The organism is Bacillus sp. F9_6S_D1_P_5 (assembly GCF_054823925.1).
On sequence record NZ_JBTREW010000034.1, the window covers coordinates 1 to 14,991 of the forward strand.

Genomic DNA, 14,991 nt, shown 5'->3' on the forward strand with positions numbered 1-14,991 from the left:
TCTTCTGTTTCTGCAATTACTTCCACTTCTTCTCGCTCTTCTGTTTCTGCAATTACTTCCACTTCTTCTCGCTCTTCTGTTTCTGCAATTACTTCTACTTCTTCTCGCTCTTCTGTTTCTGCAATTACTTCCACTTCTTCTCGCTCTTCTGTTTCTGCAATTACTTCCACTTCTTCTCGCTCTTCTGCTTCCGTAATTACTTCCACTTCTTCTGGTATTTCCACAATGATTGTTTCTTCCAGTTTTTCTTCTGCTTTGACAATCACTGATTCTTCTGGTGCTTGCTTTTCTACTTCGATAGTAGGTTGTTCTATTTCTGTATTACGTTTAATTTCTTCTGATAATATTGTATCCTCGTGCTCTACTTTAGAATCTACTAATTCCGCTTGTAGAGTGTTTTTTTCCACTACGTCACTATCTTGCTTAGCATCTTCCATACGCTCAGCAATTGTTTCATGAAGTAATTCAGCCGCTGGAACTTCCTGCGGTGCACTAATTTCTTGAACCACTTCTTTTTCTTCTACTATAGGTTCTTGGCGTTCAATTTCATAACCGTTTTTCTCTAGCCATTGATCGACAACTGACTTTTCTTCCTTTTTACTTTGTTGATCTCGCTGATCAACACCTTCATGACTGGAAGAATTCGTTGCTTGTCCTTGTGAGAAATCAGATAATGTATATCCTTTTTTCTCTAACCATGCATCAACAACTGGTTTGCCCTCTACAGATATTTCAAGGTCTTCTCTTGCCTTTTCTTCCTCCTGCTTTTCTTCCTTTTTCTCTACTGAAGGACGATTATATCCGTAAATTGGCGAAATCATTTCTGTTGGACGAAATGGTCTACGGTTACTTTCTTGCGTAGGTGCAGATGCTTTCTTTACGACAGGCTCTCGTTCTGGTTCATATTGCATTTCCGGCTCTTCGTATGTAGAAACTACCTTCTCCACATACTGTCGTCTACTTCTTTCCACTTTGATTCCTCTTTGAATAGGCTGCTCTTCATACGTTACAGCTTGAACAGGTTGTTCTTCAAAATGCCCTGTTTCTATAACATCTTCTTGATCGAACCCATTATCTGGTACTAATGGAAAACGGCATTTACCTGCATTCCTACTTGCCATTTGTGCTTCTCTTGCTTCAGTGTAGTGGTTTACACGAGGAATTTTCGGCTGACTTTCAACTTGCTTTGGTACTTCTTTATTCATCGCTGTTTGTTCTTCCTCTTTGTTAAACAGCTTTTTCATCCAATCTAACATGCTTACCACTCTTTCTACTAAATAGTAACATCCTTTATTGTATCAGCATTCGGCAAAAAGTGCAGGTAAAATTAAGCATGTCATATTTATCCATAATATTCTAATTTACTACTGTTTTCATATAGAAAAACGCACCCTTACATGTAAGACTGCGCTTAAGCTTTACTCTTCCGATATTCATCTACACTATCCGTTACACTTTGCAATAAAGAATTTACATACTGTGGGTCAGATAGTTTTTTATCCTCTTCAGGGTTTGACATAAATCCAAGTTCTAATAGTACGCCAGGTACTTTGGACCAATTAAACCCTGAAAGGTCATCCCTAAATTTAATTCCATTTACCTTCACTTGCTGATTCTCTCTCATTTTATTTACGATCGTTTGAGAGATTTGAAGGCTTTCCGCATAAATCGCTTTCGTATACGGACTTCCTTCAGCCGGTGTCAATACAGCAAATCCACTTTGATTCGGATTTTCAGAACCATCTGCATGAAGACGTAAAAATAAATTCGCCTTATGATCATTCGCCAATGTCGCACGTTCTTTATTACTTATATCAACATCTTGTGACGTTCTTGTCATTAATACTTGCATTCCCTTTGCTTCTAACTTTTCTTTTAATACGAAAGCCATTTCCAATACGAGAACAGCCTCTCTTTTTTTCGTTACAACACCAGTTGTACCATCTGTCACTTTATATTTTTGCGTCGTCGCCCCTGGCCCAATCGGCTCTAAATTTAAATTCGCTTTTTGTTGATGGCCCGGATCAATAACAACGAGAAACTTTCCTTGTTTTTCATTACTCTCTACTTTTGGTTCATTATTTTGCAGTGGTTGCTCGGCTGGCTGCACTGGCGTAGCTTCCTCTTTCTTTTCTTCGGCCGGCACTTCCTCCTGCTTCTGCTCCACTTGCTCATTCGTTTGAACTGCTTGCGGTTCTTCTTGCTGCTTTTCTACCGGTGCGTCTTCCTTGTTATCTTTGATTTCTTCCTTTATAGAAGATGTTACTTCTTGTTTCGGCTCTTCTTGCGAACAACCTCCCATATATATGCCAATAAATGCAATCATGCTCATTATTTTTATATACTTCATATTTTTCTCCCATCACTTTGCACCGGTCTCAAAGTTTTTCTTATAATTGTTTTATAATCTCATCCATATTTCCAATGTGAACAGGTTGCCACGTCTCTGTACCACGCTCTGCAGTATAAACTAGATAAGCACCATCAGCCACATTTACGAAAACCGGATCCCCCATATCTGTTTCATAACCGATAACAATCCATTCCTCTTTCCATTTTCCATGTTCTTCACTTATTAATGAATTTTTATGTTTATCATATCGATAACCGATTTGTCCTTTTTCTAATTCATTTTCACTAAACAAATATATTTCATAAGAACCTAACTCGATATCTTGTTGTTTTGAAGTTTCAATTCGTTTCAGAAGTTCTGCGATTTTTAGTTGTTGTTTCATACGTCTATCTCCTTCTTTTTTTCTAAATTTTAACTATATTGTTTATGAAATACAATATAGATTTTGTGAAAAAAGGTGACATCCTTATAATATGAACGATTTTTTGAATATATCTGTCACAACTCATAATATATCAACGATTCAATAGAAAATATAAATTCCCCGGCGCAAAGTAAAAATAATGAAAAGAGAGGCTGTCCAAAAGGACAACCTCTCTTTTCTTATATCAATTAAAATTTAAACTCTTGTCCAACTTCAAAGCTATCTTCTAATACAAGAATACCTTTTTCTTGTGGAGCATCTGGAAGCTCTAATTCACGTGCTGAGCAAATCATTCCAGAAGAAGGAACACCGCGAAGTTCGGCTGGTTTAATTAACATACCGCTTGGCATTACAGCGCCGATTTTTGCAACGACAACTTTTTGTCCTGCATCAACGTTTGGTGCGCCACATACGATTTGTAATGTTTCTGTGCCGATTTCTACTTTACAAATGTTTAACTTATCAGCATTTGGATGCTTCTCTTTTTCAGCTACATAGCCTACAACAAATTTTGGAGAAAGATCTGCTTCTACTGTTTCTTCAAAGCCGTTCTTCGCTAAAATTCCGTTGATTTTTTCTACAAGTTCTTTCGTTAATGTTAGGTTACCTGTTTCTTTTACTTCTAAGTAAGAAGATGCATTAAAGATGTTGAATCCTGCTGTTTCGTTGCTTTCACGGTCATATACGCGTGCAACATCTCCTTTGCGATCAAAAGTACGGTTCTCTAAAGTAATATCTTGTAAGGCAACAATTAGAGTGTCACCAATTCCTTCAAGGTTGTAAAAAACGTTCACTTCGTTCATCCTTTCTCTTTTCCATCTGTCTTCTTCCGATTCTTCGCTAAAATAAAGATTGGTTCAAAGTCCCCATCTTCATATACGAATGAAAGTGATGTAATCGGAACATGCCCTTCGGCAAAAAATTTCATTGTCATTTGTGCAATAATATCATAACCGATTTCGTTGACGATATCAGCAATAATTAATACATCTTGGTGAGGAACAGCAACAACCATATCCCCAGAAATCTTTTCACGCATCGATTGTAATAACGATTCGTTTAAAATACGCGTCGCATCATACCCATCATTTGTGTTTAAAAAGTAGAATGTATTCCCTGCTACTGTGTCTTGTTTAAATTCATAACCTAATGAGCGCGCGTTGAATAATGCCATTTCACGCACTTGTTGCTCTGTAAGTTCTAATTTTTGTAATAGACGTTCATCAATTAATCGATACGTTTTATTCGAATCTAACGCGTAGTAAATACGTGTTTCCGCCGTATGATCCGTCATAATGAACGGATTTCCTTCTTCTGCTTGTTTCGGGAAAGAAGTAGAGCGAATAACAGGTAAAATCTTCGCCGCACTATTTTCTTCTTTATGCATCGCAATTAACGCTTCTTGTACGTAATAAGCAACCTCTTCAATCGCCTTTTCTTTATTCACTTCCCATTTTGCCACAACTCCTGGAAGCGATACGTTAATACCTTTTTTCGAGTCTTTCTGTTCTATACGTAGAACTTCTTTCTCGCTATCATATTGAAAGTCCCATTCCGGGCGAGATAATTTCTTCATTAACTCGTCTTTCATCTTTTTACTTGTCATCTTCATCTCTTTTTCCTCCCTTCCAAAAAAATAACCTCCCCCGCGAAGGTAGAGGTTGTTTTACAATTCAATTGGCAAATTGCCTTATTTTAAACCTTCAATAAACTCTTCGATTTGTTCTTGTGTTTTACGATCTTTGTTTACATAGCGACCTGTTTCTTCACCTTTATTGTACGCTACAAAGCTCGGAATGCCAAATACGTCTAATTTCACGCATAGATCAATAAACTCATCACGATCTACATAGTAAAATGAAAAATCACTATATTTCTCTTCTACTTCCGGCATAAATGGATCTACAAAACGGCAGTCTGGACACCATTCTGCTGAGAACATAAAGACTACATTCTCTTCATTTTTTAATTGTTGGAATTGCTCCATGCTTTCTAATGATTTCATCTATATTTCCTCCTCTAACGAGTGCATTTTTTCATGTTATAATCTTTCTTTTATACTACCATACATCGCGCACGGTGCAAGGTTTATGCTTGCTTTTCGTCATACTTATATTGCCCAACAAGTAACTTAACAACGTGTACAAATAATTCCGTACGGTCGACATAATCATCCGTAAAAATACCGATCGCACCTTCGTGACTACGAATATCTTTTCTCTGTACAAACTCTTCCATCACTTCACTTAACTCCTTGCCATCTTCAAGAGGCGCTAAAAAATCATCTGGTAATTTAATGCGCGCCCCGCCTGCAACGAATGTTTTACCGTCACTTGTTGCTAGCGCGCCCCAGTTACACATAAATAAACCGTGCTCCGTTTTCATTACGCCGCCTTCTAATCCAATACCAATTTGAGCTTCTCCTTCTTGCAGCGCTCGCTTCGCTCTATTAACCGCTCCTTGCATCGTCTCTTCATCTGAAAAAGGCTGGTTCGCTACTCCTGAAGGAACAGAAAGAGATGTAATTTCAGCATCTTTCCAAACCTTCTCCACAGCTCCAACTTTCGTTTTATTCTTCGATCCAACTACTACTTTCATTTCGTCCACCTCTATAAAAATTTATCATTTCGTTCTACTTAAATTAAACATCAATCACTACCATACATCACCGTGGCACCTATTCAACCTAAAAAAGAAGGTGGATTTCCTCACCATTACCGTCCTCGAACACAAAAACAGCCTTCCTCTCTTTTCCTATCCAGGGTCTTAATACATCATGCGAGCACCAATTAGGTACTGACCGCTCCCACACATGGATGGGTCATCTATTCAAGCCAAAAAAAGAAAGGCTCTTCAGCCCTTCTTCTCTATGCGTTATTCTTAATTGTCTCTAACGTCGTTTTGTCCGTTGCTCTTACAAGCTTCGTAATTAACTCTTTCGCTGCCGCATAATCATCAACATGTAAAATAGAAGCATGCGTATGAATGTAGCGTGCGCAAACACCAATTACTGCTGATGGGATACCAGAGTTACTTGTATGTACACGGCCCGCATCTGTACCACCTTGTGAAATAAAGTATTGGTACGGAATGTTGTGTGTTTCTGCTGTATCTAAAATGAATTCGCGCATTCCTCTATGCGTTACCATCGTGCGATCATAAATACGAAGAAGAGCACCTTTTCCTAATTGACCGAACTGCGTTTTGTCACCAGATGCATCGTTCGCTGGACTTGCATCAAGCGCATAGAAAATGTCTGGTTGAATCATATTTGCAGCAGTTTGTGCACCGCGAAGACCTACTTCTTCTTGTACAGTCGCACCAGAATATAACGTGTTTGGTAATGTTTCGTCTTTTAATTCTTTTAGTAATTCGATTGCAAGACCACATCCGTAACGGTTGTCCCAAGCTTTCGCCATAATTTTCTTTTCGTTTGCCATCGGCGTAAACGGGCAGATTGGCACGATTTGTTGTCCTGGTTTCACACCAATTTCAATCGCATCTTCATAGCTATCTGCACCTATATCAATTAACATATTTTTTATATCCATCGGTTTTGCACGTTGCGCGTCACTTAATAAATGAGGAGGAATAGAACCAACAACCCCAACAACAGGACCATTCTTCGTCATAACTTGTACACGTTGCGCTAATAGTACTTGGCTCCACCAGCCGCCTAACGTTTGAAAACGAAGCATTCCGTTTTTCGTAATTTGCGTAACCATGAAACCTACTTCATCCATATGACCTGCTACAAGAACACGTGGGCCAGTTTCGTCCCCTTTTTTCAGACCAAATACGCTACCTAAACCGTCTTGTACAATTTCATCCGCATATTTGCTTAATTCTTGCTTCATAAAACGGCGTACATCATGCTCAAAACCTGATGCACCTTGTAATTCTGTTAACGTACGAAATAATTGTAATGTCTCTTTATTCACGAAGTCCCCTTCTTTCAAACCTTAGTAGAATACCTCTTTTATTGTAACGAAATTTTCGAAATGTTTCTAGTTTCTTCTTTTTTAGCTGTATTTGCTTTATAATTATTATCGGTACACTATTTTTATTTTATAGAATTGAGGTGAAGATATGAGCTGGAAAGGTTTAGTAGCAGGTCTTGGCGTTGGTTTCGCAGCTGGTTATTTCGTTGCAAACAAAGTACAAGAACAATCCCATATTTCTTCAGAAAAAGCATTGAAAATGGTGAAACAAGCATTAAGTCATAAAGGTGAAATTACTGGCTCTTGGGTACATATGGTTCCAGAGACATTTGAAAAATATGATGTCGCGTACGAAGTTTATCGCGGCGGTCTTACAACGATGTTAGATGATATACAAGAACGATTTGAATTTTTAGTTGATGCTAAAACAGGTACTGTTTTAGAGGTTATAGCAGCATAAAAAGGAGGGTTCCCATTAGGTGAACCTCTTATTTTTTTTATTGTGGATAGTAATTGAAATGATATCGGCGATTTTTCGAATATATCAGCGCAACTCAATTTATATCAGCGATTTTCTAAATTTATCGGCGCAACTCAGTTTATATCAGCGGTTTTTCAAATATATCGACTTACCGACAAAAAATGACACCAAAAAGGAGGCTACCCCAACAGACTGCTGGAACACCCTCCCATTTTCATGCTTCTATACCCGTTTTTCTCTCTATCTTTTCTACAATATGCCCTTCCTCATTCCACTTTACTGCACGGTAGTACGCGTCATGATAAAACGTAAACCAAGCATCGTTTTCAGCGCCGTACTTCATCCATTTTTGCTTATTTTCAATCGATTTCATTGGATAATCATCGTATGCCATTACCCATAGTACATTTTGATGTGCGTGCGTCGGCAATAGGTCTGCTAAATGAAGCATCGTTTCTCCTCTGCTTTCTAAAGCAATAACTGCATGTCCATCACTATGACCGCCTGTATGGGCCATTTTTATTTCATCTGTAATTTCTATTTCTTGCTGGAATGTAACAACTTGATCTACAATCGGCTCCCAATTTTCCTTCCAATATGTATTGCGTGATCTAATATTTGGATTCCTCATTTCATTCCACTCTATTTCGCTTACGTAAACTTTCGCATTTGGAAAAGCTGGTACAAGGTGATTACCTTCCCACTTTGTTAAACCAGATGCATGATCAAAATGAAGGTGCGTCATTAAAACGTAGTGGATATCTTCAGGTTTTAATCCTAGTTTTTCTAATGATCCGTAAACCGATGATTCTTCTGTTACACCTTGATTTCGCTTCATCTTCTCATTCAATTTACCGTTTCCTATTCCGGAATCAATGAGCATATTGCCATCTTTCGTTTGCAACAGTAACGGATCTGTTCGTAAATAAATATGATTTGTATCATTATGTTTATATTTACGTGACCAAAGCACTTTCGGTACAACGCCAAACATCGCTCCCCCGTCTAAATGTGTGTTCCCGCCTTTTAGCCACGTTACTTTTATATCTCCAATTTGTAACTGTTCCATTTTTCATCCCCCTTTTCTTTCAATACTAACACAAAATTCTGATTATTTTAGTTTTAAAAAAAACCTATGCTTTACTGCATAGGCTCTGTACGATATTTCGCTTCCACTCGGTAAATACGATGACCTTTACTAGAGAATTTCTCTTCGTATTCCGTCATAATGTTTCCTTCATAATCACTATTATGAAGATCTAGGCTAAGGTAAGTTAATAACATACCATACTCAGCCATACTCATTAGAGAGTATTCAAATAAACCTTGGTTATCTGTTTTGAAATGAATTTCTCCGCCTTCTACTAACACTTCTTCATAATTGCGTAAAAATGTTTTATACGTTAAACGACGCTTCGTATGACGTTTCTTTGGCCATGGATCTGAGAAGTTTAAATAAACGCGATCAATCTCACCTTTTGTAAAGAAAACTGTTAAATCTTCAGCATCTTTATTAATTAACTTTAAGTTCGGTAATTCTTCTTCAATTAATTTATCCAGTGCATCTACAACAACACTTGTGAATTTTTCAATTCCAATATAATTAATATGAGGATTCGCTTTTGCCATATCATACATAAAGCGGCCACGACCTGTACCTACTTCAATATGAATTGGTTGTTCATTTCCAAATACTTCTTTCCAGTTACCAGCGCGCTCCTCTGGGTTTCCGATTACGATATGTGAATACTCATTAATTCGATCCATTGCATATGGTTTATGTCTTAAACGCATAGATGTCTCCCTCTCTTTACATAGCTATTTTAAAGGAATAATTCCTTCTTTCTGTTTTTAATCAATCTACCAAACAAAAAACCAAGTACGTACGAGCACTCGGTCCGTTTCTTTCAAGTATAAGATGTACCATTTTGATAAAAACTACATACAGCATTAAACATTCCATGACGAAACAGCTTTTTCTCTTACATTTCTAGAAAGAGAAAAACAATCGAAAGGATGATCCGTTCATGCCAATTAATCAACAACATCAATTAGAAGTGCTGAAAGATATTTTAGTCAATCACCAAAGTGATTGTTGCGGGACAGTTTCTGAATGCGAGCAATTAGAGCGTCTCATTCAATCGTTACTCGCAAACGATAATGTAAGTAGTGACGCTAAAGCAATGCTAAACGATGTATATTCTTATAGTCAATCGGGTAAATCTTCCTCTAATTTGGACAACCACATTTCCAATAATCAAGAACAACTTACACAGTGGATTGCTGGAATGGACAATTTTTCTTAAATATTACTCTGAAGCAAGTAGTTGCTGTAAATATTGATGCCAATATTCAGCTTCTGCTTGCTGCTTTTTTGTTGTATGCCATTGAATAGACAAAATCGTTTGTGCTATTACATACCATCTCATACGCCTAAGCAGCGATTCATCCATTTCAATATCATAATAACCGAGCCACTCACTCCATTCGTGGCGCGGAATGTACCAATATAATAACATACCAAGGTCTAGAGCTGGGTCAGCAATTACAGCTCCATCCCAATCAATTAAAAACAACTCATCTTCATCCGACAATAGCCAGTTGTTATGGTTTACATCACAATGGCATACAACGAATTCATTGTATTCAATATCTTTTAATGAACCCGTTAAGTATTGAAGGCCTTGCTGAATTGTTTTATCATCCCTTATATCTCCTCTTAAAACGAGTTGCAATTGTTGTAATAACTCTTGTGCGTGAAGCGGCTGCTTCCCAAGTCTTTGAATCATCTGTACAAGTGCTTTAGAGGAGTGTATTTTCTTCAAAAGTTTCGCAACACGTTCTAGTTTCATATCCTCTGGCTCTAGCTTCTGTCCCGGAAGCCATTTTTGAGCAGAAATTACATCACCGTTCGTTACCCTTCTTGTCCAAAGTAATTTTGGAACAATTCCTTCTGCTGACAATACCGCTAAAAAGGGCGATGTATTCCGCTTTAAAAATAACTTTTGTTGTCCGTTTTGCGCAATATATGCATCGCCCGTTACTCCACCAGCCGGTACAAGACTCCACTCTTTTCCTAATAATTGTTCCAACCATTCCATATTCATTACCCGTTAACAAATCCTTATCTTTTATAGTTATGAAAAGAAAAACCGCAACATTTCTACACATGTTGTGGATTCATATATATTTTACTGTAAATGAAAAGAAATTTTGGCATAAGCCAAAAACTCTCTATTTTATTTTACAAAACCAGTCATAGAATGACAACTTATCAAAATCGTCACCTTTGTCAATTCTACATTTATTACATTCTCATCGTCAAGTAGCGATTTGTCACATTATCGTCAATATATACGTGCTAATTGGAGCGAGCCTAAGTTCCTTTCCTCTAAATGAAGAAATTGGCTCTATTTTCGCTTGCTTTTCGTTTACTAACACATGCCACGTTTCTTCTTTCGGAAGTTGCACCGTTTTAACTTCTAAACCACTATTAAATAAAACGACAATCTCTTTCCACGGTCCAAGCGATTCTGCATGCTCTAGGTGGTATGCAAGTACTTCTGGAGATGTTTGCAAAAAAGTCGTGTGCTTTTTTATGAGGTCTGCATTTTGTAATCGAAATACTCCGTGCTCTTTACGAATCGCAATTAAACCTTTTATATAGTTAACGGTCTCTATCTCTTTCTCTTTTCGATCCCAATCTAATTGATTAATTTCATCGTCTGCATTATAACTATTTTCATTTCCTTGCTTCGTACGATAAAACTCTTGCCCAGCATGTAAGAAAGGAATACCTTGCGACAGAATGACCATTGCGCTCGCTAGCAGATGACGTTTTTTCAAAATCTCTTCCGACTCTTCATTGCTGCGTATTAATTTATCCCACATCGTCATATTGTCATGACATTCTACATAATTAATGCTTTGTACAGGCTCTAGAAACAAACCTGTTTCTTTCATACTTAACAAGCTTCCTGATGCTATATACTGCAAATGATTACAGTCTACATGCCCACCAAATGCAAAACCGCGCTTATTTATATGAAAGGTACTCCCTTTTATCCCATCACGAAATTGATCATTAAATTGCGCAATATGCGGCATTTTCTTCGCATTATTTAGCGTTGCTTTTTCTTCAGCTGGAAGTGGTGTTTGTAGATCCCATCCTTCTCCTAATAGCAATGCATCTCGTTTTATGTTTCGCACTTCTTTTTCTATTATGTTCATTGTATCAACATCTAAAATCCCCATTAAGTCGAATCGGAATCCATCAACATTGTATTCAGTAAGCCAATATAAAATGGACTCTACAATGAATTTCCTCATCATTTTTCGTTCAGATGCTATATCGTTCCCGACTCCCGTCCCATTAGAAGGCATACCATTTTCACCATGACGAAAATAATATCCTGGGACAAGCTTTTCAAATGATGATATCTCTCTTTCATAAACATGATTATATACAACATCTATAATTACTCTAATGCCGTGTTCATGAAACGTTTCAATTAACTGTTTACACTCTACTATCCTGTTATACGGGTCAGAGGGATTTGTAGCATAATATCCGGTTGGCGCATTGTAATATAATGGATTGTACCCCCAATTATAGGCAGAGGAAGGATTCGCCTCATCTACACCACCGAAACAATATAAAGGTAATAATTCAACATGTGTAACACCTAAATCTTTTATATGAGACAAACCTGTCAACGTCCCATTTCGCCCTGTTGTTCCTTCTTCCATTAGCCCTTTATACGTTCCTTTTTTACTTACTCCACTATTCGGATGAATAGTAGCATCACGAATATGCAGTTCATACAATATGGCATCTGTCATTGCTTGTAATGGTGGTAATTGCTCCCCCTTTGTTACAGTTGTCTTTTCTAAATCGATAACAATGCCATACTTCCCATTTACAGTTACTGACTTTGCGTAAGGATCCACCGCTTCATTCCATATTAAATTAATACAAACAAGAAATGTATACTTTTCTCCGGCTAAATCGCCCTGTAATGTATGAGTCCAAACTCCATTTTCTCCTCTATACATTTCATGATCGATATATTCTTTATCACTTTTATAAATTCTTACTTTTGCAAGTCTCGCAGTTGGAGCCCATACTTTAAATATAGTTGCTTCCTTTTGATACACAGCACCTAAATCAGTACCCTCGTAATAATACTTTTCATCAAAAATCGCTGTTCTTATGACAGCACCTATTTGTAAATCTGTTTCTTCATTCCGTTCATCTCGTACTGTATAATACTTCCCCACATCTAGCGGCTCTTCTATAAAGCACTCATACTTCGTTGCATCCGGAAGCGCAATCGTATGAGCAATCGGTAAATCTTTCACGTTACTTCCTTCTTGCAAACGAAATGTCCGGCTTGTTCCATACGCATGTGGGAGCAAAATTGTAATTTTATTCATTTCATCTAAATAGGCATCAAATGGACGTTTTACTTTCAACATAAAAAAATCACCATCATTCTTAAAGTTAAATGAAACGAGCTGCAAATGATAAGACTATTCTTATCAGCAAGACTCTATACAGTAACACATTATTCTTTATAGTATATTCACCTGTATAAAAAACGTTTTCATACATTCTATTTTTGTAATTTTATTTCAGCAATCGCTTTATACTTCGGTGTTTCCTTCACGTGAGATTCGTATAAAGTAATCGTATCCGCTTGAAATGATATTTCAGGCACTTTCTTTATATGTTCTAAATCAAATTTTCCTTCTCCTACCCATTTACGGGCAACAGTAATATGCGGATGATACGGGCGCGTTTCTAAAGAAAATCCATGCCCTTCACAAATAGCGTGCACTTGCTTTTGTAATTGGAACAAATCGTGATTCTCACTTACCTTCGACCAAAAAATACGCGGCCTATCTTCCATACCGAACGTTGAAAATCCTTGTAACGTAAACGATAATTCCTTTGCTTCTATAAGTGTTTGTAATCCATTCTTTATTCCTTCTAATTGTTCCTCTGTCGCACTACCTAAAAATGAAAGGGTAATATGATAGTCTTCTTTATGTACCCACGAACGAAATGGTAATTCCTCCTGCATTTCCTCTTTATAGTTAGACAGCACTTCTTTTATATGATTTGGTAACGTAATTGCGACAAAATAATGCGGCTCCATGTACATCTTCTCCTTCTTTCTATTGTTGCTTTTCTTTCTTATCTCATTCAATGAAAAAGAATTGAATTTCCCTACAAGTCTAACCAAGTTCAGGTCGCGTTAATAAATGAACTTATCTTGACTTAACAACAAACGACACGTAACAGAAAACCGTCCCAAAATATGTATCGGGACGGCCTCCTATTATTTATATATCTATTACTTCGCTAATTCATGAATTGCTTGCGCGTAAATTGCTGTTGCTTTTAATAAGTCTTCAATTTCAATGTACTCGTCTTTTTGATGCGCAAGCTCTTCTTTTCCAGGGAACAACGGACCAAATGCAACGCCAGCTTTCAATGAACGTGCGTAAGTACCACCGCCGATTGCTAATAGCTCTGCTTTTTCTCCTGTTTGTTCTTCGTATACGCGCTGCAACGTACGAATTAATACGTGGTCTTTATCAACATGATGCGGACGAGAGTTTGAATAATCCGCTACTTCAAATCCATGATTACCAACGTATTCTTTTAACTTCGCAATCATCTCTTCAAAGTTAGTCGTAACTGGATAACGTACGTTTAAGCCTAAATTACCACCATTTTCTTTCGTATAAGAAAGGCGACCAACATTCACTGTTAATGGTCCGCTAATATCGTCTTTATAAGAAATACCAGCTTTCTCTCCTAAAATATCTCCTGTAAATGTTTCTGTTGCAAATGTTGCAAACGAAGCCCCTTTCCCATCAAGAGCGACTTTCGTTAAGAAGTTTGCCAGTAATAAACCTGCATTCTCGCCCTTCTCCGGAGTAGATCCGTGAGCTGAAACCCCTTTAATTTGCAACGTCACCGTATTACTTTCTACAATTGCTTCACCTATTTTTTTAGCAGTTTGTAAATACGCTTCATATGCTACTGTAAGTGCATTTACATCTTCTCCTGTAATAATTGCTTCTGCAAAATCAGGAACCATATTTAAACGGCGACCTGATTCAAATGAAACAAGTTCATATGTACTTTTCTTCTCTTCACTACTACTTTGCACAACTTGTATATCAGAAATTCCTTTTTCTGCATTAATAATTGGAAAATCAGCGTCTGGCGCAAAACCGATTGTTGGCATTTCTTCATTTTTAAAGTAGTGATCTACACATTTCCAATTGCTTTCCTCATCTGTTCCTAAAATCATACGAACGCGTTTTGAAAGAGGTAAACCTAATTCTTTCACAATTTTCATCGCATAATAAGCTGCCATCGTTGGGCCTTTATCGTCAATTGCACCACGCGCAAAAATCTTTCCGTCGCGAATATCTGCACTATATGCAGGAGTTGTCCAGCCATCTCCTTCTGGTACAACGTCAACGTGACAAAGAATACCTACTAACTCTTCTCCTTGTCCCATTTCAAGATGACCTGCATATCCTTCTAAATTTTTAGAAGTAAAACCTTCATTTTCTCCTTTATGTAACATGAAAGATAAAGCTTTTTCTACACCTTCACCGAATGGTGCGCCCTCTTTCGCTGACTCTTCTTCCCATACACTCTTAATTTGTAAAAATTGTTGTGTATCACGAATTAAATCATCTTTTCGTTTTGCAACTTCTTCTGTCCAATTAATTGCTGACATCACGCATCCATCCTTCACTATATTGT

General features: G+C 37.4%; 15 protein-coding genes and 1 pseudogene. 2 read left to right on the top strand and 14 right to left on the bottom strand.

Features of this window, described 5'->3' with window-relative positions; genetic code table 11:
• The 8 genes and pseudogenes from ACUXEY_RS26440 to ACUXEY_RS26475 all read right to left on the bottom strand — a co-directional run.
• A pseudogene (locus tag ACUXEY_RS26440) lies at nucleotides 1-1,256 on the bottom strand (DNA translocase FtsK); the annotation flags it as partial.
• Between the two features lie 155 nt (nucleotides 1,257-1,411).
• A complete protein-coding gene (locus ACUXEY_RS26445) occupies nucleotides 1,412-2,350 on the bottom strand; it encodes an N-acetylmuramoyl-L-alanine amidase (protein WP_461301944.1) in 939 nt (312 codons plus the stop codon).
• 40 nt (nucleotides 2,351-2,390) lie between these two features.
• Nucleotides 2,391-2,735: a hypothetical protein gene (locus ACUXEY_RS26450; RefSeq protein ID WP_063262104.1), complete on the bottom strand. Its 345-nt coding sequence runs from the start codon at nucleotides 2,733-2,735 to the stop codon at nucleotides 2,391-2,393.
• Nucleotides 2,736-2,965: 230 nt separating this feature from the next.
• Nucleotides 2,966-3,580, bottom strand: a complete 615-nt coding sequence (gene ytpR / locus ACUXEY_RS26455; protein WP_049107758.1) for a YtpR family tRNA-binding protein — start codon at nucleotides 3,578-3,580, stop codon at nucleotides 2,966-2,968.
• Nucleotides 3,577-4,389: a DUF1444 domain-containing protein gene (locus ACUXEY_RS26460; RefSeq protein WP_000784600.1), complete on the bottom strand. Its 813-nt coding sequence runs from the start codon at nucleotides 4,387-4,389 to the stop codon at nucleotides 3,577-3,579. The genes ytpR and ACUXEY_RS26460 overlap by 4 nt, the downstream gene beginning before the upstream one ends.
• A gap of 78 nt (nucleotides 4,390-4,467) precedes the next feature.
• A complete protein-coding gene (locus ACUXEY_RS26465) occupies nucleotides 4,468-4,782 on the bottom strand; it encodes a thioredoxin family protein (protein WP_000838193.1) in 315 nt (104 codons plus the stop codon).
• A gap of 83 nt (nucleotides 4,783-4,865) precedes the next feature.
• Nucleotides 4,866-5,375: a DUF84 family protein gene (locus ACUXEY_RS26470; protein ID WP_429599157.1), complete on the bottom strand. Its 510-nt coding sequence runs from the start codon at nucleotides 5,373-5,375 to the stop codon at nucleotides 4,866-4,868.
• A 269-nt stretch (nucleotides 5,376-5,644) separates the two neighbouring features.
• Nucleotides 5,645-6,718, bottom strand: coding sequence for a M42 family metallopeptidase (locus tag ACUXEY_RS26475; RefSeq protein WP_048528744.1), 1,074 nt, complete (start codon nucleotides 6,716-6,718; stop codon nucleotides 5,645-5,647).
• A gap of 148 nt (nucleotides 6,719-6,866) precedes the next feature.
• Between ACUXEY_RS26475 and ACUXEY_RS26480 the strand changes: the two genes are divergently transcribed.
• Nucleotides 6,867-7,178, top strand: coding sequence for a PepSY domain-containing protein (locus tag ACUXEY_RS26480; protein WP_000118537.1), 312 nt, complete (start codon nucleotides 6,867-6,869; stop codon nucleotides 7,176-7,178).
• A 235-nt stretch (nucleotides 7,179-7,413) separates the two neighbouring features.
• Here the strand turns inward: ACUXEY_RS26480 and ACUXEY_RS26485 are convergent, their stop codons facing one another.
• On the bottom strand, nucleotides 7,414-8,268 hold the full coding sequence (locus ACUXEY_RS26485) for a YtnP family quorum-quenching lactonase (RefSeq protein WP_461301945.1): 855 nt from the start codon (nucleotides 8,266-8,268) through the stop codon (nucleotides 7,414-7,416).
• 71 nt (nucleotides 8,269-8,339) lie between these two features.
• Nucleotides 8,340-8,993 (bottom strand): tRNA (guanosine(46)-N7)-methyltransferase TrmB, encoded by a 654-nt coding sequence (trmB, locus tag ACUXEY_RS26490; RefSeq protein WP_216475442.1) that lies wholly within the window; start codon nucleotides 8,991-8,993, stop codon nucleotides 8,340-8,342.
• 233 nt (nucleotides 8,994-9,226) lie between these two features.
• Between trmB and ACUXEY_RS26495 the strand changes: the two genes are divergently transcribed.
• Nucleotides 9,227-9,505: a YtzH-like family protein gene (locus ACUXEY_RS26495; protein ID WP_016118745.1), complete on the top strand. Its 279-nt coding sequence runs from the start codon at nucleotides 9,227-9,229 to the stop codon at nucleotides 9,503-9,505.
• A gap of 3 nt (nucleotides 9,506-9,508) precedes the next feature.
• Here the strand turns inward: ACUXEY_RS26495 and ACUXEY_RS26500 are convergent, their stop codons facing one another.
• From ACUXEY_RS26500 to pepV, 4 genes are all read right to left on the bottom strand, one after another.
• Nucleotides 9,509-10,306 carry a phosphotransferase gene (locus tag ACUXEY_RS26500; RefSeq protein WP_461301946.1) on the bottom strand — a complete coding sequence of 266 codons (798 nt, stop codon included), beginning with the start codon at nucleotides 10,304-10,306 and terminating at the stop codon, nucleotides 9,509-9,511.
• 229 nt (nucleotides 10,307-10,535) lie between these two features.
• On the bottom strand, nucleotides 10,536-12,677 hold the full coding sequence (gene pulA / locus ACUXEY_RS26505) for a type I pullulanase (RefSeq protein WP_461301947.1): 2,142 nt from the start codon (nucleotides 12,675-12,677) through the stop codon (nucleotides 10,536-10,538).
• A 137-nt stretch (nucleotides 12,678-12,814) separates the two neighbouring features.
• On the bottom strand, nucleotides 12,815-13,360 hold the full coding sequence (thpR, locus tag ACUXEY_RS26510; RefSeq protein WP_461301948.1) for an RNA 2',3'-cyclic phosphodiesterase: 546 nt from the start codon (nucleotides 13,358-13,360) through the stop codon (nucleotides 12,815-12,817).
• 198 nt (nucleotides 13,361-13,558) lie between these two features.
• Nucleotides 13,559-14,965 (bottom strand): dipeptidase PepV, encoded by a 1,407-nt coding sequence (gene pepV / locus ACUXEY_RS26515; RefSeq protein ID WP_461301949.1) that lies wholly within the window; start codon nucleotides 14,963-14,965, stop codon nucleotides 13,559-13,561.
• Between the last annotated feature and the right edge of the window lie 26 nt (nucleotides 14,966-14,991).

Excerpts from the sequence above, each read along its gene's own strand:
- pepV (WP_461301949.1), bottom strand. The coding sequence starts at position 14,965 with ATGTCAGCAATTAATTGGACAGAAGAAGTTGCAAAACGAAAAGATGAT.
- thpR (WP_461301948.1), bottom strand. The coding sequence starts at position 13,360 with ATGGAGCCGCATTATTTTGTCGCAATTACGTTACCAAATCATATAAAA.
- pulA (WP_461301947.1), bottom strand. The coding sequence starts at position 12,677 with ATGTTGAAAGTAAAACGTCCATTTGATGCCTATTTAGATGAAATGAAT.
- trmB (WP_216475442.1), bottom strand. The coding sequence starts at position 8,993 with ATGCGTTTAAGACATAAACCATATGCAATGGATCGAATTAATGAGTAT.
- ACUXEY_RS26465 (WP_000838193.1), bottom strand. The coding sequence starts at position 4,782 with ATGAAATCATTAGAAAGCATGGAGCAATTCCAACAATTAAAAAATGAA.
- ACUXEY_RS26495 (WP_016118745.1), top strand. The coding sequence starts at position 9,227 with ATGCCAATTAATCAACAACATCAATTAGAAGTGCTGAAAGATATTTTA.
- ACUXEY_RS26445 (WP_461301944.1), bottom strand. The coding sequence starts at position 2,350 with ATGAAGTATATAAAAATAATGAGCATGATTGCATTTATTGGCATATAT.
- ACUXEY_RS26470 (WP_429599157.1), bottom strand. The coding sequence starts at position 5,375 with ATGAAAGTAGTAGTTGGATCGAAGAATAAAACGAAAGTTGGAGCTGTG.
- ACUXEY_RS26480 (WP_000118537.1), top strand. The coding sequence starts at position 6,867 with ATGAGCTGGAAAGGTTTAGTAGCAGGTCTTGGCGTTGGTTTCGCAGCT.
- ACUXEY_RS26485 (WP_461301945.1), bottom strand. The coding sequence starts at position 8,268 with ATGGAACAGTTACAAATTGGAGATATAAAAGTAACGTGGCTAAAAGGC.
- ACUXEY_RS26500 (WP_461301946.1), bottom strand. The coding sequence starts at position 10,306 with ATGAATATGGAATGGTTGGAACAATTATTAGGAAAAGAGTGGAGTCTT.
- ACUXEY_RS26460 (WP_000784600.1), bottom strand. The coding sequence starts at position 4,389 with ATGAAGATGACAAGTAAAAAGATGAAAGACGAGTTAATGAAGAAATTA.
- ytpR (WP_049107758.1), bottom strand. The coding sequence starts at position 3,580 with ATGAACGAAGTGAACGTTTTTTACAACCTTGAAGGAATTGGTGACACT.
- ACUXEY_RS26450 (WP_063262104.1), bottom strand. The coding sequence starts at position 2,735 with ATGAAACAACAACTAAAAATCGCAGAACTTCTGAAACGAATTGAAACT.